The organism is Microbacterium gubbeenense DSM 15944 (genome assembly GCF_000422745.1).
Taxonomy (GTDB): domain Bacteria; phylum Actinomycetota; class Actinomycetes; order Actinomycetales; family Microbacteriaceae; genus Microbacterium; species Microbacterium gubbeenense.
In genome coordinates this window covers 218,312-233,359 of record NZ_AUGQ01000005.1, presented here as the reverse complement: position 1 = coordinate 233,359, position 15,048 = coordinate 218,312, and the positions used below count along the sequence as shown (strand labels likewise).

Here is a 15,048-nt window from a genome sequence, read left to right as displayed (position 1 = left end):
CCCGAGTCAGGGTCAGCGCCGCGGCCCGTGCTCCGCGACGGAGAAGGCGTACAGCGGCCGGGCCTGCACCTCTTCGTAGATGCGCCCGATGTAGTTTCCGAGCACGCCCAGCATCAGCATCTGGATTCCGCCGAGCAGGAACATGCCGGCCGCGAGGAACGTCCAGCCCTCGACCGATGACGACGGGTCGACCCATCGTGAGATCGCGAGATACACCGTCCAGACGCCGGCGATCACGGCGAGCACGAGTCCGATGCCGCTGATCAGGCGCAGCGGGAATGAGCTGAACCCGATGATCCCGTCGGCCGCGAGCTTGACCATCTTGCTCAGCGGGTATCCGGTCTTGCCCGCGTGCCGCGCGTCGCGGTCGAACTCCACGGCCTGCTGGCTGAAGCCGATCTCGGCGACCATGCCGCGCAGGAAGCGGTTGCGCTCGGGGTATCGGCGCAGCTCCTCCACGACGCGGTGGTCGAGCAGTCGGAAGTCGCCGGTGTCGCGCGGGATCTCGATGCGCGCCATCTTCGACAGCACCCAGTAAAAGACGCCGGCCGATGTGCGCTTGAAGAACCCATCGTTGCGGGTGCGGCGCTTCGCGTAGGCCACGTCTGCGCCGTTCTCCCACGCTTCGATCAGGGCGTGCGCGACCTCGGGCGGATCCTGCAGATCGCTGTCCATCACGATCACCGCGTCTGCGTCGGCCACGTCGAGCCCTGCCGTCACCGCGACCTGGTGGCCCTTGTTCCGCGCGAGCGCGTACACCGACACCCGGTCGTCGTTCTCGCGCAGCGCGCGCAGCAGCGGCAGCGAGCGGTCGCGGGATCCGTCGTCGACGAAGACGAACTCGCATGCGAACCGGTCGGCGAGCGAGGCGGCCACGGCCGTGAGCCGCTCGTACAGCACCGGGATGTTGTCCTGCTCGTTGTAGATCGGCAGCACGAACGCGATCGTCCTCATCGCTTCACGACCTTCAGCACTCGATAGACCATACGGCGCTGCCAGGCGAGGCGCCGCGCCCTGCGGGATCCGCGGATCACATCATCCTCGGACACCTCGTCGAAATCGCGATGCGCCTGCGCGAACAACCGCGCCATCTCTGACGCCTGTTCGTCGACGAGCGCGACGGACCACTGCCCGCCGCCGACGCGGAACGTCGAGGCGACCTCGTCGTCGCGCACGAAGGATCCGTACTTCAGCACCGCGTAGTACGTCGCCACATCGATCGCGTACGACCACTGCCCCTGCCATCCGCCCGCCCGATCCAGCGCGGATCGGCGCATCATCACCGCGCCCGGCTCGCCGAACGGGTTCGTGCCACTGAGCACCGACGCGCGCACCGCCTCGCCGCCCGGCATCTCGGGCGAAAGGCCCTGCAGCCCGCGCGACTTCGCAATCGTGCGGCCCTTCTGATCGATGATGCGCCGCCGGCCGCCCACGAGCGTCGCGCCCGGGTTCGCGCGCAGCAGCGCGACCTGGCGGGCGAGGGATCCGGGAAGCACCGTGTCGTCGCCCGGCAGCAGCTTCACGAACTCGCCCCGCGCGCGCTTCGTCACGGCCGACCAGTTCGCGACCGCGCCGCCGCCCGCGTGCGTGCGCAGCACCGTGACCCGCGAGTCGCCCTCGAACGCCTGGGCGACCTCGTAGGTGCCGTCGTCGGAGGAGTGATCGGCGACGATCAGCTCGAGATCGACCTCGTGCTGGGCGAGCACCGATCGGATGGTCTCGGCGAGCACGCCCGCCTGGCGGAACGCGGGCACGACGACCGAGAGTTCGGGCGCTGTCATTGGGTGTCCTTTGCACTGCGGCGGAACGAGAACTGGCTGTGTCCGAACCAGCTGATCACGGCGATCACGAACGTGAACGCGAACTGGGCGACGATCTCATCCCACCCGAGCCAGAGCTTGAGCGGGGGAACGACAAGCAGATTCAGCAGAAAACTCGTCAGGTACACCAGCTGGAAGCGCCAGAAGTCGAGCCAGGCGTGGCCCGTCACGCGGAACACGAGGCGGCGGTAGAGGAAGAAGGCGCTGATCGTCGAGGTCACCTGCGCGCAGGCGATGACGACGAAGACCGTCCACGCCTCGCCCGGTGCGATCGTGCGGAACAGCATCGAGAACAGGATGAACCACACGAATCCGATGCCCGTGTTGATGCCGCCGACGACGAGAAAGGCGAACCCGCGGTTCTTGAAGAGTTTGAGGAGCGGCCCGTCGGGGCCCTTCATGCCGCCGACGGCTTCGTCGGCAGAATTCCCCTCGTCGTTCGTCACCCCATAAGACTAGATCTTGACCCCCGACAAACGGCCCTGATCGGGTAGCTGAGAAGACGCCGTGGCGACCGGACGGATCCGCGTGATCGTGCGGATCGCGGCGCGACACGCCCGGGTTGCTTTGGGGGGTGAACGCCTGGCAGAATAGACAGGTTCCACATTTCGGTGGCTGCGCTATGCGCCCATCGAATCACTGCACTGGCAGTGCACAGGCGGCGCGAAGCGCACAGACCTGGGCCGCAGGCAGAGGAAACGATCACATCCCAGAGCTCACGGTCTTCGGTGCGCCCGCGGGATTGACAGATGAATATGGCGCGGCCCCTCGCAAGAGGAGCTCGTGTGCCAGCCCGAAGGGTATCCGGAGGGCACGTGCGTCCAATGCCCATCGAGGTACGACGCTGAATGAGAGTGAGCAGACAAATGGCGGGACAGAAGATCCGCATTCGCCTGAAGTCGTATGACCACGAGGTCATCGACACGTCGGCGCGCAAGATCGTCGACACCGTGACCCGCGCAGGTGCGCAGGTCGTGGGCCCGGTGCCCCTCCCCACGGAGAAGAACATCGTGACGGTCATCCGGTCGCCCCACAAGTACAAGGACAGCCGCGAGCACTTCGAGAAGCGCACCCACAAGCGCCTCATCGACATCGTCGACCCGACGCCGAAGGCGGTCGACTCGCTCATGCGTCTGGACCTGCCGGCCGACGTCAACATCGAGATCAAGCTCTGAGGTCCGACATGGCTGACATCAACAACAAGATTTCGAAGGGCATGCTCGGCAAGAAGGTCGGCATGACCCAGGTGTGGAACGAGAACGGCAAGCTGGTCCCCGTCACGGTGATCGAGCTCGCGCCGAACGTCGTCACACAGGTGCGCACCCCCGAGAAGGACGGCTACAACGCCGTTCAGATCGCGGCGGGCGAGATCGACCCGCGCAAGGTGAACCAGCCCAGCGCCGGTCACTTCCAGGCAGCCGGCGTCACGCCGCGCCGCAAGGTCGCTGAGATCCGCACGGCTGACGCCGCGGACTACTCGCTCGGCCAGGAGATCACCGCTGAGGGCACTTTCGAGGCCGGCCAGCTCGTCGACGTCGTCGGCACGAGCAAGGGCAAGGGCTTCGCCGGTGTCATGAAGCGTCACAACTTCTCCGGCGCCCCGGCTTCGCACGGTGCACACCGCAACCACCGCAAGCCCGGTTCGATCGGCGCCTCGGCGACCCCGAGCCGAGTCTTCAAGGGCACGCGCATGGCCGGCCGCATGGGCGGCGAGCGCGTGACCGTCCTCAACCTCACGGTGCACGCCGTCGACGCCGAGAAGGGTCTGCTGCTCGTCAAGGGCGCCGTCCCCGGTGCGCGCGGCCGTGTCGTGTACGTCCGCAACGCAGTGAAGGGGGCCTGAGTTAGATGGCTGACTCGACTCTCGTTATTGACGTTCTCGGCACCGACGGGAAGAAGACCGGCACGGTCGAGCTTCCCGCGAACGTGTTCGACGTCAAGACGAACGTTCCGCTGATCCACCAGGTCGTCGTCGCGCAGCTCGCGGCGGCTCGCCAGGGCACCCACTCGACCAAGCGTCGCGGTGAGGTCTCCGGTACCGGTGCGAAGCCGTTCAAGCAGAAGGGCACCGGCCGCGCACGCCAGGGCTCGATCCGCCAGCCCGAGCACCGCGGCGGTGGCATCGTCCACGGCCCGAAGCCGCGCGACTACTCGCAGCGCACCCCCAAGAAGATGATCGCGGCGGCCCTTGCGGGTCTGCTCAGCGACCGTCTTCGCGGCCAGCGCATCCACGTTGTGGAGACCTTCGGCACCGACAAGCCGGCCACCAAGGCCGCCGCGTCGTTCCTGTCGACCTTCACCGCCGGCAAGAACACGCTCGTCGTGATCGGCCGCGACGAGGAGACGAGCTACCTGAGCGTCCGCAACCTCGGCAACGTGCACGCGATCGTCTCCGACCAGCTCAACGCATACGACGTCGTCCGCAGCGACGACATCGTCTTCACCAAGGCCGCCATCGACGCGTTCATCGCGCAGAAGGCCGGCGCCAAGGAGGTCTCGGCATGACCGCGATCAACAAGGACCCGCGCGACATCATCCTCGCGCCCGTCGTGTCGGAGAAGAGCTACGGCCTGATCGACGAGGGCAAGTACACGTTCGTCGTGGACACCCGCGCCAACAAGACCGAGATCAAGCTCGCGATCGAGAAGATCTTCGGTGTCTCGGTCGCTTCGGTCAACACTCTGAACCGTCAGGGCAAGACCCGCCGCACCCGCTTCGGCACTGGCAAGCGCAAGGACACCAAGCGCGCAATTGTCACGCTCAAGTCGGGCACCATCGACATCTTCACGGCTGTCGCCTGATAGCTGGGAAGGACTAGGAAACGAATATGGCTATTCGCAACTACAAGCCCACGACCCCCGGTCGCCGCGGCTCGTCGGTGGCAGACTTCGCCGAGATCACCCGATCGACGCCCGAGAAGTCGCTGCTCCGTCCGCTGCCGAAGACCGGTGGCCGTAACAACCAGGGCCGCATCACGACCCGTCACATCGGTGGTGGCCACAAGCGCCAGTACCGCGTGATCGACTTCCGTCGCTCCGACAAGGACGGCGTGAACGCCAAGGTTGCTCACATCGAGTACGACCCGAACCGTACGGCTCGCATCGCGCTCCTGCACTACTTCGATGGCACCAAGCGCTACATCATCGCTCCGGCGAAGCTGAAGCAGGGCGACGTCATCGAGTCCGGCCCCAGCGCCGACATCAAGCCCGGCAACAACCTGCCCCTCCGCAACATCCCCACCGGTACCGTTCTCCACAACGTGGAGCTGCGTCCCGGCGGCGGTGCGAAGATGGCTCGTTCCGCCGGCTCGTCGGTTCGCCTCGTCGCCAAGGACGGCCCCTACGCGCAGCTCCGCCTGCCGTCGGGCGAGGTCCGCAACGTCGACGCGCGCTGCCGCGCCACGATCGGCGAGGTCGGCAACGCCGAGCAGTCGAACATCAACTGGGGCAAGGCCGGCCGTATGCGCTGGAAGGGCGTTCGCCCGACCGTGCGCGGTGTCGTGATGAACCCGGTCGACCACCCGCACGGTGGCGGTGAGGGTCGCACCTCTGGTGGACGCAACCCCGTTACCCCGTGGGGCCAGGTCGAAGGCCGCACTCGTCACGCCAACCGTGAAAGCGACAAGTACATCGTGCGTCGTCGCCCCGCCGGTAAGAACCGCAAGTAGGAGTTCAAGAAGATGCCACGCAGTCTGAAGAAGGGCCCCTTCGTCGACGAGCACCTGCTTCGCAAGGTCAGCTCGCAGAACGAGGCGGGAACCAAGAACGTCATCAAGACCTGGTCTCGTCGTTCGATGATCGTCCCGGCCATGCTCGGCCACACGATCGCCGTGCACGACGGACGCAAGCACATTCCTGTGTTCGTGTCCGAGTCGATGGTCGGCCACAAGCTGGGCGAGTTCGCGCCCACCCGCACCTTCCGCGGCCACGTGAAGGACGACAAGAAGGGCCGTCGCCGCTGACGCGGCGACGCTGAGAGGAGAGAGTAATGGTGGAGTCAATCGCACGCGTGCGACACATCCGCGTGACCCCTCAGAAGGCCCGTCGTGTTGTCGCGCTCATCAAGGGGAAGCAGGCCGACGAGGCCCTCGCCATCCTGAAGTTCGCGGCACAGGGTGCTTCCGAGCCGATCTTCAAGCTCGTTGAGTCTGCAAAGGCCAACGCGCAGGTGAAGGCCGACGCAGCCGGTGAGGCGCTGAACGAAGACGACCTCTTCGTGAAGAACGCTTTCGTGGACGAGGGAGTGACGCTCAAGCGTTTCCGTCCCCGCGCCCAGGGTCGCGCTGACCAGATCAAGAAGCGCACGAGCCACATCACGGTCGTGCTCTCCACGCCCGAGGCCGCCGAAGCGGCAGCGGGTAGCAACAAGAAGGCGAGCAAGTAATGGGACAGAAGATCAACCCTTACGGCTTCCGCCTCGGCATCACGACGGACCACACGTCCCGTTGGTTCGCCGACTCGACGAAGCCGGGTCAGCGCTACGCTGACTACGTTGCGGAGGACATCCGCATCCGCCAGCTGCTGCAGAAGAACCTCGACCGTGCCGGCGTGAGCCGCATCGATCTCGAGCGCACCAAGGACCGCGTTCGCGTGGACATCCACACGGCGCGCCCGGGCATCGTCATCGGTCGCCGCGGTGCGGAGGCCGAGCGCATCCGTGCCGAGCTCGAGAAGCTCACGGCGAAGCAGATCCAGCTGAACATCCTCGAGGTCAAGAACCCCGAGGCCGACGCTCAGCTCGTCGCTCAGGGCGTTGCCGAGCAGCTCGCTGCTCGCGTTGCGTTCCGTCGCGCCATGCGCAAGGGACTGCAGGGCGCCATGCGCGCCGGCGCCAAGGGCGTCCGCATCCAGGTCTCCGGCCGCCTCGGCGGCGCCGAGATGAGCCGTACGGAGTTCTACCGCGAGGGTCGTGTGCCGCTGCACACGCTGCGCGCGAACATCGACTACGGCTTCTACGAGGCGAAGACCACCTTCGGCCGCATCGGCGTGAAGGTCTGGGTCTACAAGGGTGACCTCACGAACAAGGAGCTCGCTCGCGAGGAGGCCAACAAGAAGCCTGCTCGTGGTGGCGATCGTGGTGGCCGCCGCGGCCCGCGTCGTAACGACGCTGGCGCTGCAGGCCGCGCACCGGAAGGAGCATCGGCGTAATGCTTATCCCCCGCAAGGTTAAGTTCCGTAAGCAGCACCGCCCCGGCCGCAGTGGCCAGGCGACGGGCGGCACTAAGGTGTCGTTCGGCGAATACGGCATCCAGGCGATGACCCCGGCCTACGTGACGAACCGTCAGATCGAGGCGGCTCGTATCGCCATGACGCGTCACATCAAGCGCGGCGGCAAGGTGTGGATCAACATCTTCCCGGACCGTCCGCTCACCAAGAAGCCTGCCGAAGTCCGCATGGGCTCCGGTAAGGGTTCACCCGAGTTCTGGGTCGCCAACGTCAAGCCGGGCCGCGTCCTGTTCGAGGTCGCCGGCGTGAGCGAAGAGCTCGCGAAGGGCGCCCTGACCCGGGCAATGCACAAGCTGCCTCTCAAGGCACGCATCATCAAGCGCGAGGAGGGCGACGCGTAATGGCGATCGGCACCAAGGAGCTCGCCCCGAGCGAGCTCGACACGTTCGAAGACCAGCGCCTCGCCGAGGAGCTGGGCAAGGCCAAGGAAGAGCTGTTCAACCTGCGCTTCCAGTCGGCTACCGGTCAGCTGGAGAGCCACGGTCGCATCCGCGCCGTGAAGCGCGACATCGCGCGGCTCTACACCGTGATCCGTGAGCGCGAGCTCGGGATCCGTGCGACGCCGGCTCCGGTCGAGAAGAAGGCCAAGAAGAGCAAGGCGAAGAAGGCCGACGAGGCCGCTGTCGCCGAGGGAGAGGCTGAGTGATGGCCAGCGAGAAGCAGACGGAGACCGCCGCCGTAGAGCGCGGTTACCGCAAGTCCGTTCGCGGCTTCGTCGTGAGCGACAAGATGGATAAGACCATCGTTGTCGAGGTCGAGGATCGCGTGAAGCACCCGCTTTACGGCAAGGTCCTCCGCCGCACGAAGAAGCTGAAGGCCCATGACGAGCAGAACACCGCCGGCATTGGTGACCTCGTCGTGATCCACGAGACCCGTCCGACCAGCGCGACCAAGCGCTGGCGTCTGGTCGAAATCGTCGAAAAGGCCAAGTAAGCCTTCGGGCTCGCTTGAAGGAGTAACCAGTGATTCAGAACGAATCCCGCCTCAAGGTCGCCGACAACTCCGGCGCGAAGGAGCTGCTCACGATCCGTGTTCTCGGTGGCTCTGCCCGCCGTTACGCGGGCGTGGGTGACACCATCGTCGCGACGGTCAAGGACGCGATCCCCGGCGGCAACGTCAAGAAGGGCGACGTCGTCAAGGCGGTCGTCGTCCGCACGAAGAAGCAGACGCGACGCGACGATGGCTCGTACATCAAGTTCGATGAGAACGCGGCCGTCCTTCTCAACAACAACGGGGAGCCGCGCGGCACCCGTATCTTCGGGCCGGTCGGTCGTGAGCTGCGTGACCGCAAGTTCATGAAGATCGTCTCGCTTGCCCCGGAGGTGCTGTAACTCATGGCGAAGATCAAGAAGGGTGACCTGGTTCAGGTCATCACCGGCGCCACCCAGGCTCGCGGCGGAGACCGCGGCAAGCAGGGCAAGGTGCTCGAGGTCATCGGCAACCGCGTGGTCGTCGAGGGCGTCAACTACATCACCAAGCACACGCGCGTCGGTCAGACGCAGCGCGGCACGAAGACCGGTGGCATCGAGACCCTCGAGGCCCCGATCCACTCGTCCAACGTCGCGATCGTCGACCCCGAGACCAAGAAGCCGACACGCGTGGGATACCGCGTCGAGGAGCAGGTCCGGGACGGCGTCAAGAAGACCGTGCGCGTGCGCGTCGCCAAGGGCTCGGGCAGCGACATCCCCGACCCCAAGGGAAAGTAAAGGGTTAACAGATGAGCACTGATAGTGCCGCGCAGACTGGCAAAATCCAGCCGCGCCTGAAGCAGGTCTACCGCAGCGAGATCCGCCAGAAGCTGCAGGACGATTTCGGTTACGAGAACGTCATGCAGATTCCGGGCCTCGTGAAGGTCGTCGTCAACACCGGCGTCGGCGAGGCAGCCCGCGACAGCAAGGTGATCGAGGGTGCGGTTTCCGACCTCACCGCGATCACCGGTCAGAAGCCCGTCGTCACCAAGGCGAAGAAGTCGATCGCGCAGTTCAAGCTGCGCGAGGGCCAGGCCATCGGCGCGCACGTCACCCTCCGTGGTGACCGCGCGTGGGAGTTCCTGGACCGACTGATCTCGCTCGCGCTTCCCCGTATCCGCGACTTCCGCGGCCTCTCGGGCAAGCAGTTCGACGGCAACGGCAACTACACCTTCGGTGTGACGGAGCAGTCGATCTTCCACGAGATCGACCAGGACCGGATCGACCGTGTGCGTGGTTTCGACATCACGATCGTGACCACCGCGAAGAACGACGACGAGGGTCGCGCGCTGCTCACGCAGCTCGGGTTCCCCTTCGTCAAGGACGCCTGAGCGGATCCTTCCACTCAGGGAAAACGCTGAGGATGCCGGGCTCGGTTTGGCCGGGCCCGGCATCACAGTGGACAATCGGATACTGGCTATCCACGTCGTGGAAGGTCGTCTGTCGTGTAACGGCAGCCGAAACCTCATGAACAAAGGAATACGAATATGACCATGACAGACCCGGTCGCAGATATGCTGACCCGTCTGCGCAACGCGAACTCGGCGCACCATGACGAGGTGTCGATGCCGTCGAGCAAGCTCAAGAAGAACATCGCAGCGATGCTCAAGCAGGAGGGCTACATCGCCTCCTTCGAGGAGACCGACGCTCGTGTGGGCAAGACGCTCACGCTGACGCTGAAGTACGGCACGCACCGCGAGCGTTCGATCTCGGGCATCAAGCGCGTTTCGAAGCCCGGACTCCGCGTGTACGCGAAGTCGACCGAGCTGCCCAAGGTGCTCGGTGGCCTCGGCGTTGCCATCCTGTCCACCTCCAGCGGTCTTCTCACAGACCGCCAGGCCGAGCAGAAGGGCGTAGGCGGAGAAGTTGTCGCCTACGTGTGGTGATCGACTATGTCGCGCATTGGCAAGCTTCCCATTGACATCCCCGCGGGCGTGACGGTTTCCGTCTCCGGCCGCGACGTCACGGTCAAGGGTGCGAAGGGCGAGCTCAAGCTCGCTGTCGCCGCCCCGATCGAGGTCAAGGTCGAGGAGAACCAGGTTCTCGTCACCCGGCCGAACGAAGAGCGTGAGTCTCGTGCACTGCACGGCCTGACCCGCACGCTCATCAACAACGACATCATCGGCGTGAGCCAGGGCTACTCCAAGGGCCTTGAGATCGTCGGAACCGGCTACCGCGTGCAGAAGAAGGGCCAGAGCCTCGAGCTCGCGCTCGGCTTCTCGCATCCCGTGGTCGTCGACCCGCCGGAGGGCATCGAGCTCGCCGTCGAGGGCAACAACAAGATCACGGTCACCGGCATCTCGAAGCAGGCCGTCGGTGAGTGCGCCGCGAACATTCGCAAGATCCGCAAGCCCGAGCCGTACAAGGGCAAGGGTGTGCGTTACGCCGGCGAGCAGGTGCGCCGCAAGGCCGGAAAGGCTGGTAAGTAATCATGGCTGTGAAGTCGAAGACCGCAGCGCGTACACGCCGCCACACTCGCCTTCGCAAGAAGGTCGTGGGATCCGCAGCGCGCCCCCGTCTCGTTGTGACGCGTTCGGCGCGCCACATCTTCGTGCAGGTGATCGACGATGCAAAGGGTCACACGCTGGCCTCCGCATCGACCCTCGAGACCGAGCTGCGCTCGGCCGAGTCCGATAAGACCGCAAAGGCTCGCCGCGTCGGCGAGCTCGTTGCCGAGCGCGCCAAGGCCGCGGGCATCGAGGCGGTCGTGTTCGACCGTGGCGGCAACCGCTACGCCGGTCGCGTTGCGGCCATCGCCGATGGCGCCCGCGAAGGAGGGTTGAGCCTGTGAGTGACAACAAGGAGACCGAAGTGACCACGGAAGCAGCCGGCCAGGCGCCCGCCGAGGCGGCGCAGACCGAGCAGCGTCAGGAGCGTCGCGGCGGCAACAACGACCGCGGCGGACGCGGCGGTCGCGGAGACCGTCGTGGAAACGACCGCAACGGCGGCCGTGGAAACGACAGCCAGTTCCTGGAGCGCGTCGTCACGATCAACCGCGTGTCGAAGGTCGTCAAGGGTGGTCGTCGCTTCAGCTTCACCGCTCTCGTCGTCGTCGGCGACGGTGACGGCCTGGTGGGCGTCGGCTACGGCAAGGCTCGTGAGGTTCCCCTCGCGATCTCGAAGGGCGTCGAAGAGGCGAAGCGGAACTTCTTCCGCGTTCCCCGCGTCGACAAGTCGATCCCGCACCCCGTACAGGGCGAGGAAGCAGCTGGCGTTGTCATGCTGCGTCCCGCGTCGGCCGGTACCGGTGTTATCGCCGGTGGTCCCGTCCGCGCCGTGCTCGAGTGCGCAGGCGTCCACGACGTTCTGTCGAAGTCGCTCGGCTCGTCGAACACGCTGAACATCGTCCACGCGACGGTTGCGGCTCTGAAGCAGCTCGAGGAGCCCCGTGCGGTCGCCGCGCGTCGCGGTGTCGAGTTCGATCAGGTCGCTCCTGCGCGTATCGTTCGCGCGGAGGCCGAGAAGGTTTCCGCCGCGTCGGCAAAGGCAGGTGCCTGATGGCTGCGCGTCTGAAGGTTACGCAGATCAAGTCCAAGGTGAGCGAGAAGCAGAACCAGCGTGACACGCTGCGCAGCCTCGGTCTCAAGCGCATCGGTGACGCGGTTGTCCGCCCCGATGACTTGCAGACCCGTGGCTACGTCCGCGCCGTCGCTCACCTCGTCAAGGTTGAGGAGATCGACTGATGGCTGAGAACAACGAGCGCCCCGACGTGCTCAAGGCTCACCACCTCCGCCCGGTCCCCGGCGCCAACACCGCGAAGACCCGTAAGGGTCGCGGTGAGGGCTCCAAGGGCAAGACCGCCGGCCGCGGAACGAAGGGTACGCGCGCTCGCAACACCGTGCGTCCCGGCTTCGAGGGTGGCCAGATGCCGTTGCACATGCGCACACCGAAGCTTCGCGGCTTCAAGAACCCGTTCCGCACCGAGTACCAGGTTGTGAACCTGGCTCGCATCGCGGAGGTCTTCCCCAAGGGCGGCGACATCACTGCCGACGTCCTCGTGGAAAACGGCCTCGTGCGGAAGAACTCGCTCGTCAAGGTTCTGGGCGACGGCGACATCGCCGTGGCGCTGAACGTGTCGGTCGACAAGGTCTCCGCTTCGGCGAAGGCCAAGATCGAGGCAGCGGGCGGATCTGTCAAGTAACGCGTTCGTGAAACGCGTTTGATCGGAAAAGGGTCGGGAGCGAACAGCTCCCGGCCCTTTTTCCGTTAGTCTGGTGGACGGTGTGCGTTCTCGCGCTCCATCCGTTTCTGGGAGGCAGTCTCTTGTTCAGCGCTATTGCGCGGATCTTCCGCACCCCCGACCTTCGTCGGAAGATCCTCTTCACGATCGGCATCATCGCCCTGTACCGCTTCGGCGCGCACATTCCCGCGCCGTTCGTGAGCTACCCGAACGTGCAGCTCTGCCTCGAGCAGACGGCCGGAACAGACGGGCTCATGTCGCTCGTGAACCTGTTCTCGGGTGGGGCGCTGCTGCAGCTGTCCATCTTCGCGCTCGGCGTGATGCCGTACATCACGGCATCGATCATCACGCAGCTGTTGCGCGTTGTGATCCCGCACTTCGAGACGCTGCAGAAGGAAGGCCAGGCGGGTCAGGCCAAGCTCACGCAGTACACGCGCTACCTGACGATCGCGCTCGCGCTGCTGCAGTCGACGACGCTCATCACCGTCGCGCGCACCGGTCAGCTCTTCGGCGCGAACACCGGCGTCGCCGCCTGTGACAACCTGCTGACGAACGACAGCGTTCTCTCGCAGGCCATGATGATCCTCGCGCTGACCGCCGGAACCGGCCTCATCATGTGGATGGCCGAGCTCGTCACCGAGCGCGGCATCGGCAACGGCATGTCGCTGCTCATCTTCACGTCGATCGCGGCGTCGTTCCCGGGCGCCCTCGGCGCGATCTGGGCCTCGAACGGCTTCGAGATCTTCGCCCTCGTCATCCTCATCGGCATCGTGATCATCGCGCTCATCGTGTTCGTCGAGCAGTCGCAGCGCCGCGTGCCCGTCCAGTACGCCAAGCGCATGGTCGGCCGTCGCACCTACGGCGGTACGAGCACGTACATTCCGATCAAGGTCAACATGGCGGGCGTGATCCCCGTGATCTTCGCCTCGTCGCTGCTGTACCTGCCCGCGCTCATCTCGCAGTTCAACACCCCCACTGACGGCAGCGCGCCCGCGGCCTGGGTCGTGTGGATCAACGACTACCTCACGACGGGCGACCACCCGCTGTACATGGCGCTGTACTTCCTGCTGATCATCGGCTTCACGTACTTCTACGTCGAGATCACGTTCAACCCGGATGACGTCGCCGACAACATGAAGAAGTACGGCGGATTCGTGCCGGGCGTTCGCGCCGGCCGTCCGACGGCTGAGTACCTGCGGTTCGTCATCTCGCGCATCACATTCCCGGGCTCGATCTACTTGGGTCTCGTCGCGCTCATCCCGCTCATCGCCCTGTCTACGGTGCAGGCGAACCAGAACTTCCCGTTCGGCGGCACGTCGATCCTCATCATGGTCGGTGTGGGTCTCGAGACCGTCAAGCAGATCGACGCGCAGCTGCAGCAGCGCCACTATGAAGGGCTCCTCCGATGACGACACGTCTGCTGATCGTTGGCCCGCAGGGCTCGGGCAAAGGAACGCAGGGACAGCGCGTCGCCGAGGCGTACGGCGTTCCCGTCGTCTCGACCGGCGACATCTTCCGCGCGAACATCAAGGGCGGCACCGAGCTCGGCCTCAAGGTGAAGGCGATCACCGACGCCGGCAATCTCGTTCCCGACGACGTGACCGGCGAGATCGTCAGCGACCGCCTCTCGCAGTCCGACGCGATCGAGCGCGGGTTCCTGCTCGACGGATACCCCCGCAACGCCGCGCAGGTCGCGTACCTCGATGACTTCCTGGCCTCGCACAGCGCGGCGCTCGACGCCGTGATCCTGCTCGACGTGCCGCGCGCCGAATCGGTCGCGCGCATCACCGGTCGCGCCGAGATCGAGGGCCGCAGCGACGACACCGAGGATGCCGTGGCGCACCGCCTCGACATCTACGAGTCGGAGACGGCGCCGATCGCCGAGACCTACGCCCAGCGCGGCGTCCTCGACCGCATCGACGGCGTCGGCACCCTCGAGCAGGTCACCGAGCGCATCTTCGCCGCGCTCGACGCACGCAGCCTCATCCGCTAGGCATGTTCCGTCGCTCGATCTATAAGAAGCCCGCGCAACTGCGGGGCATGGTCGAGCCCGGCCTGATCACCTCGGCCGCGCTCGACGCGGTCGCAGACGCGATCCGTCCGGGCATCACGACGCTCGAGCTCGACGCGATCGCCGAGCAGACGATCCGCGAGCGCGGCGCGCACTCGAACTTCCAGATGGTCGACGGGTACAGCCACACGGTGTGCGCGTCGGTCAACGACCAGGTCGTGCACGGCATCCCCGGCGGCCGCGTGCTCGAGCCCGGCGACATCGTCTCGATCGATGCCGGCGCGGAGACCACGGAGGGCTGGAACGGCGACTCCGCGCGCACGTTCATCGTGCCGGGCGGATCCGATGCCGAGCTCGTCGCGCAGCGACAGGAGCTCAGCGACGTCACCCGCGGATCCATGTGGGCCGGCATCGCGGCGCTCGCGACCCGCACGCACCTCGGCGAGGTGGGCGCCGTCATCCAGGATCACATCGAGTCGAATCCCCTTCCCTCGACCGGCCAGCCTGCCGGGATCCTGCGCGACTACGTCGGGCACGGCATCGGCAGGTCGATGCACGAGCCGCCGACGCTGTTCCACTACGCGACGCCCGGCCGCGGCGCCGAGATCAAGCCCGGCCTGTGCATCTGCGTCGAACCCATGATGACGGCCGGCAGCGAAGAGGTCCGCGTCGAGGACGACGACTGGACGATCACGACGGTCGACGGATCCTCCGGCGCACACTGGGAACATAGCGTTGCCGTGCATGCTGGTGGTATCTGGGTTCTCACCTCGCCCGATGGGGGAGCAGAGGGCCTCGCGCCGTTCGGCATCACGCCGGCCCCCATCCCCTGAACCAGGAGAAC

Annotated in this window: 26 protein-coding genes; 23 read left to right on the top strand and 3 right to left on the bottom strand. The window is 65.9% G+C overall.

All coding sequences use genetic code 11. The features are described from left to right. Positions 1 to 12: 12 nt before the first annotated feature. The 3 genes from G510_RS15395 to G510_RS0104945 are packed head-to-tail and all read right to left on the bottom strand — an operon-like array spanning position 13 to position 2,266. Positions 13 to 954, bottom strand: a complete 942-nt coding sequence (locus G510_RS15395; RefSeq protein WP_051216356.1) for a glycosyltransferase family 2 protein — start codon at positions 952 to 954, stop codon at positions 13 to 15. Beyond that, positions 951 to 1,781 (bottom strand): glycosyltransferase family 2 protein, encoded by an 831-nt coding sequence (locus G510_RS0104950; RefSeq protein ID WP_029152731.1) that lies wholly within the window; start codon positions 1,779 to 1,781, stop codon positions 951 to 953. Before G510_RS0104950 ends, G510_RS15395 begins: the two co-directional genes overlap by 4 nt. Further along, complete coding sequence (locus G510_RS0104945; RefSeq protein WP_051216354.1) at positions 1,778 to 2,266, bottom strand: GtrA family protein; 489 nt, start codon at positions 2,264 to 2,266, stop codon at positions 1,778 to 1,780. Before G510_RS0104945 ends, G510_RS0104950 begins: the two co-directional genes overlap by 4 nt. Positions 2,267 to 2,686: 420 nt before the next feature. On the opposite strand from G510_RS0104945, the gene rpsJ reads away from it, so the two are divergent. From rpsJ to map, 23 genes are all read left to right on the top strand, one after another. Continuing rightward, positions 2,687 to 2,995, top strand: a complete 309-nt coding sequence (gene rpsJ, locus G510_RS0104940; RefSeq protein WP_029152729.1) for a 30S ribosomal protein S10 — start codon at positions 2,687 to 2,689, stop codon at positions 2,993 to 2,995. An 8-nt stretch (positions 2,996 to 3,003) separates the two neighbouring features. After that, the gene (gene rplC, locus G510_RS0104935; protein WP_029152728.1) at positions 3,004 to 3,663 is read left to right on the top strand and encodes a 50S ribosomal protein L3; all 660 of its coding nucleotides are present in this window, start codon (positions 3,004 to 3,006) and stop codon (positions 3,661 to 3,663) included. A 5-nt stretch (positions 3,664 to 3,668) separates the two neighbouring features. Then, entirely contained in the window at positions 3,669 to 4,325 is a 657-nt protein-coding gene (gene rplD / locus G510_RS0104930; protein ID WP_029152727.1) for a 50S ribosomal protein L4, read from the top strand. Then, complete coding sequence (gene rplW / locus G510_RS0104925) at positions 4,322 to 4,621, top strand: 50S ribosomal protein L23 (protein ID WP_029152726.1); 300 nt, start codon at positions 4,322 to 4,324, stop codon at positions 4,619 to 4,621. The genes rplD and rplW overlap by 4 nt, the downstream gene beginning before the upstream one ends. Positions 4,622 to 4,647: 26 nt before the next feature. Next, positions 4,648 to 5,487, top strand: a complete 840-nt coding sequence (rplB, locus tag G510_RS0104920; protein ID WP_029152725.1) for a 50S ribosomal protein L2 — start codon at positions 4,648 to 4,650, stop codon at positions 5,485 to 5,487. A gap of 12 nt (positions 5,488 to 5,499) precedes the next feature. Continuing rightward, positions 5,500 to 5,781, top strand: a complete 282-nt coding sequence (gene rpsS / locus G510_RS0104915; RefSeq protein WP_029152724.1) for a 30S ribosomal protein S19 — start codon at positions 5,500 to 5,502, stop codon at positions 5,779 to 5,781. A 26-nt stretch (positions 5,782 to 5,807) separates the two neighbouring features. Continuing rightward, positions 5,808 to 6,203, top strand: a complete 396-nt coding sequence (rplV, locus tag G510_RS0104910; protein ID WP_036321947.1) for a 50S ribosomal protein L22 — start codon at positions 5,808 to 5,810, stop codon at positions 6,201 to 6,203. After that, positions 6,203 to 6,967: a 30S ribosomal protein S3 gene (gene rpsC, locus G510_RS0104905; protein WP_029152722.1), complete on the top strand. Its 765-nt coding sequence runs from the start codon at positions 6,203 to 6,205 to the stop codon at positions 6,965 to 6,967. The genes rplV and rpsC overlap by 1 nt, the downstream gene beginning before the upstream one ends. Continuing rightward, positions 6,967 to 7,386 carry a 50S ribosomal protein L16 gene (gene rplP / locus G510_RS0104900; RefSeq protein WP_029152721.1) on the top strand — a complete coding sequence of 140 codons (420 nt, stop codon included), beginning with the start codon at positions 6,967 to 6,969 and terminating at the stop codon, positions 7,384 to 7,386. The genes rpsC and rplP overlap by 1 nt, the downstream gene beginning before the upstream one ends. Further along, the gene (gene rpmC, locus G510_RS18995) at positions 7,386 to 7,691 is read left to right on the top strand and encodes a 50S ribosomal protein L29 (protein WP_029152720.1); all 306 of its coding nucleotides are present in this window, start codon (positions 7,386 to 7,388) and stop codon (positions 7,689 to 7,691) included. The genes rplP and rpmC overlap by 1 nt, the downstream gene beginning before the upstream one ends. Beyond that, a complete protein-coding gene (gene rpsQ / locus G510_RS0104890) occupies positions 7,691 to 7,978 on the top strand; it encodes a 30S ribosomal protein S17 (RefSeq protein ID WP_029152719.1) in 288 nt (95 codons plus the stop codon). The genes rpmC and rpsQ overlap by 1 nt, the downstream gene beginning before the upstream one ends. A 29-nt stretch (positions 7,979 to 8,007) precedes the next feature. Continuing rightward, positions 8,008 to 8,376 carry a 50S ribosomal protein L14 gene (gene rplN, locus G510_RS0104885; protein ID WP_029152718.1) on the top strand — a complete coding sequence of 123 codons (369 nt, stop codon included), beginning with the start codon at positions 8,008 to 8,010 and terminating at the stop codon, positions 8,374 to 8,376. A 3-nt stretch (positions 8,377 to 8,379) separates the two neighbouring features. After that, the gene (gene rplX / locus G510_RS0104880; RefSeq protein ID WP_029152717.1) at positions 8,380 to 8,751 is read left to right on the top strand and encodes a 50S ribosomal protein L24; all 372 of its coding nucleotides are present in this window, start codon (positions 8,380 to 8,382) and stop codon (positions 8,749 to 8,751) included. A gap of 11 nt (positions 8,752 to 8,762) precedes the next feature. Further along, complete coding sequence (gene rplE, locus G510_RS0104875) at positions 8,763 to 9,344, top strand: 50S ribosomal protein L5 (protein ID WP_051216351.1); 582 nt, start codon at positions 8,763 to 8,765, stop codon at positions 9,342 to 9,344. 156 nt (positions 9,345 to 9,500) lie between these two features. Next, positions 9,501 to 9,899, top strand: coding sequence for a 30S ribosomal protein S8 (gene rpsH, locus G510_RS0104870; RefSeq protein ID WP_029152715.1), 399 nt, complete (start codon positions 9,501 to 9,503; stop codon positions 9,897 to 9,899). A 6-nt stretch (positions 9,900 to 9,905) separates the two neighbouring features. Then, positions 9,906 to 10,442 carry a 50S ribosomal protein L6 gene (rplF, locus tag G510_RS0104865; RefSeq protein WP_029152714.1) on the top strand — a complete coding sequence of 179 codons (537 nt, stop codon included), beginning with the start codon at positions 9,906 to 9,908 and terminating at the stop codon, positions 10,440 to 10,442. A 2-nt stretch (positions 10,443 to 10,444) separates the two neighbouring features. Continuing rightward, a complete protein-coding gene (rplR, locus tag G510_RS0104860; RefSeq protein ID WP_029152713.1) occupies positions 10,445 to 10,804 on the top strand; it encodes a 50S ribosomal protein L18 in 360 nt (119 codons plus the stop codon). Further along, positions 10,801 to 11,511 (top strand): 30S ribosomal protein S5, encoded by a 711-nt coding sequence (rpsE, locus tag G510_RS0104855; RefSeq protein WP_029152712.1) that lies wholly within the window; start codon positions 10,801 to 10,803, stop codon positions 11,509 to 11,511. The genes rplR and rpsE overlap by 4 nt, the downstream gene beginning before the upstream one ends. Continuing rightward, positions 11,511 to 11,696: a 50S ribosomal protein L30 gene (rpmD, locus tag G510_RS0104850; RefSeq protein ID WP_029152711.1), complete on the top strand. Its 186-nt coding sequence runs from the start codon at positions 11,511 to 11,513 to the stop codon at positions 11,694 to 11,696. Before rpsE ends, rpmD begins: the two co-directional genes overlap by 1 nt. Beyond that, positions 11,693 to 12,154 carry a 50S ribosomal protein L15 gene (gene rplO, locus G510_RS0104845; protein WP_425411287.1) on the top strand — a complete coding sequence of 154 codons (462 nt, stop codon included), beginning with the start codon at positions 11,693 to 11,695 and terminating at the stop codon, positions 12,152 to 12,154. Before rpmD ends, rplO begins: the two co-directional genes overlap by 4 nt. 122 nt (positions 12,155 to 12,276) lie before the next feature. Then, positions 12,277 to 13,602, top strand: coding sequence for a preprotein translocase subunit SecY (gene secY, locus G510_RS0104840; protein WP_029152709.1), 1,326 nt, complete (start codon positions 12,277 to 12,279; stop codon positions 13,600 to 13,602). After that, positions 13,599 to 14,186, top strand: a complete 588-nt coding sequence (locus G510_RS0104835) for an adenylate kinase (protein WP_029152708.1) — start codon at positions 13,599 to 13,601, stop codon at positions 14,184 to 14,186. Before secY ends, G510_RS0104835 begins: the two co-directional genes overlap by 4 nt. A 2-nt stretch (positions 14,187 to 14,188) precedes the next feature. Then, entirely contained in the window at positions 14,189 to 15,037 is an 849-nt protein-coding gene (map, locus tag G510_RS0104830; RefSeq protein ID WP_029152707.1) for a type I methionyl aminopeptidase, read from the top strand. The last annotated feature ends 11 nt before the right edge of the window (positions 15,038 to 15,048 follow it).

Excerpts from the sequence above, each read along its gene's own strand:
- G510_RS15395 (WP_051216356.1), bottom strand. The coding sequence starts at position 954 with ATGAGGACGATCGCGTTCGTGCTGCCGATCTACAACGAGCAGGACAAC.
- G510_RS0104950 (WP_029152731.1), bottom strand. The coding sequence starts at position 1,781 with ATGACAGCGCCCGAACTCTCGGTCGTCGTGCCCGCGTTCCGCCAGGCG.
- rpsJ (WP_029152729.1), top strand. The coding sequence starts at position 2,687 with ATGGCGGGACAGAAGATCCGCATTCGCCTGAAGTCGTATGACCACGAG.
- rplC (WP_029152728.1), top strand. The coding sequence starts at position 3,004 with ATGGCTGACATCAACAACAAGATTTCGAAGGGCATGCTCGGCAAGAAG.
- rplD (WP_029152727.1), top strand. The coding sequence starts at position 3,669 with ATGGCTGACTCGACTCTCGTTATTGACGTTCTCGGCACCGACGGGAAG.
- rplW (WP_029152726.1), top strand. The coding sequence starts at position 4,322 with ATGACCGCGATCAACAAGGACCCGCGCGACATCATCCTCGCGCCCGTC.
- rplB (WP_029152725.1), top strand. The coding sequence starts at position 4,648 with ATGGCTATTCGCAACTACAAGCCCACGACCCCCGGTCGCCGCGGCTCG.
- rpsS (WP_029152724.1), top strand. The coding sequence starts at position 5,500 with ATGCCACGCAGTCTGAAGAAGGGCCCCTTCGTCGACGAGCACCTGCTT.
- rplV (WP_036321947.1), top strand. The coding sequence starts at position 5,808 with ATGGTGGAGTCAATCGCACGCGTGCGACACATCCGCGTGACCCCTCAG.
- rpsC (WP_029152722.1), top strand. The coding sequence starts at position 6,203 with ATGGGACAGAAGATCAACCCTTACGGCTTCCGCCTCGGCATCACGACG.
- rplP (WP_029152721.1), top strand. The coding sequence starts at position 6,967 with ATGCTTATCCCCCGCAAGGTTAAGTTCCGTAAGCAGCACCGCCCCGGC.
- rpmC (WP_029152720.1), top strand. The coding sequence starts at position 7,386 with ATGGCGATCGGCACCAAGGAGCTCGCCCCGAGCGAGCTCGACACGTTC.
- rpsQ (WP_029152719.1), top strand. The coding sequence starts at position 7,691 with ATGGCCAGCGAGAAGCAGACGGAGACCGCCGCCGTAGAGCGCGGTTAC.
- rplX (WP_029152717.1), top strand. The coding sequence starts at position 8,380 with ATGGCGAAGATCAAGAAGGGTGACCTGGTTCAGGTCATCACCGGCGCC.
- rplE (WP_051216351.1), top strand. The coding sequence starts at position 8,763 with ATGAGCACTGATAGTGCCGCGCAGACTGGCAAAATCCAGCCGCGCCTG.
- rpsH (WP_029152715.1), top strand. The coding sequence starts at position 9,501 with ATGACCATGACAGACCCGGTCGCAGATATGCTGACCCGTCTGCGCAAC.
- rplF (WP_029152714.1), top strand. The coding sequence starts at position 9,906 with ATGTCGCGCATTGGCAAGCTTCCCATTGACATCCCCGCGGGCGTGACG.
- rplR (WP_029152713.1), top strand. The coding sequence starts at position 10,445 with ATGGCTGTGAAGTCGAAGACCGCAGCGCGTACACGCCGCCACACTCGC.
- rpmD (WP_029152711.1), top strand. The coding sequence starts at position 11,511 with ATGGCTGCGCGTCTGAAGGTTACGCAGATCAAGTCCAAGGTGAGCGAG.
- G510_RS0104835 (WP_029152708.1), top strand. The coding sequence starts at position 13,599 with ATGACGACACGTCTGCTGATCGTTGGCCCGCAGGGCTCGGGCAAAGGA.
- map (WP_029152707.1), top strand. The coding sequence starts at position 14,189 with ATGTTCCGTCGCTCGATCTATAAGAAGCCCGCGCAACTGCGGGGCATG.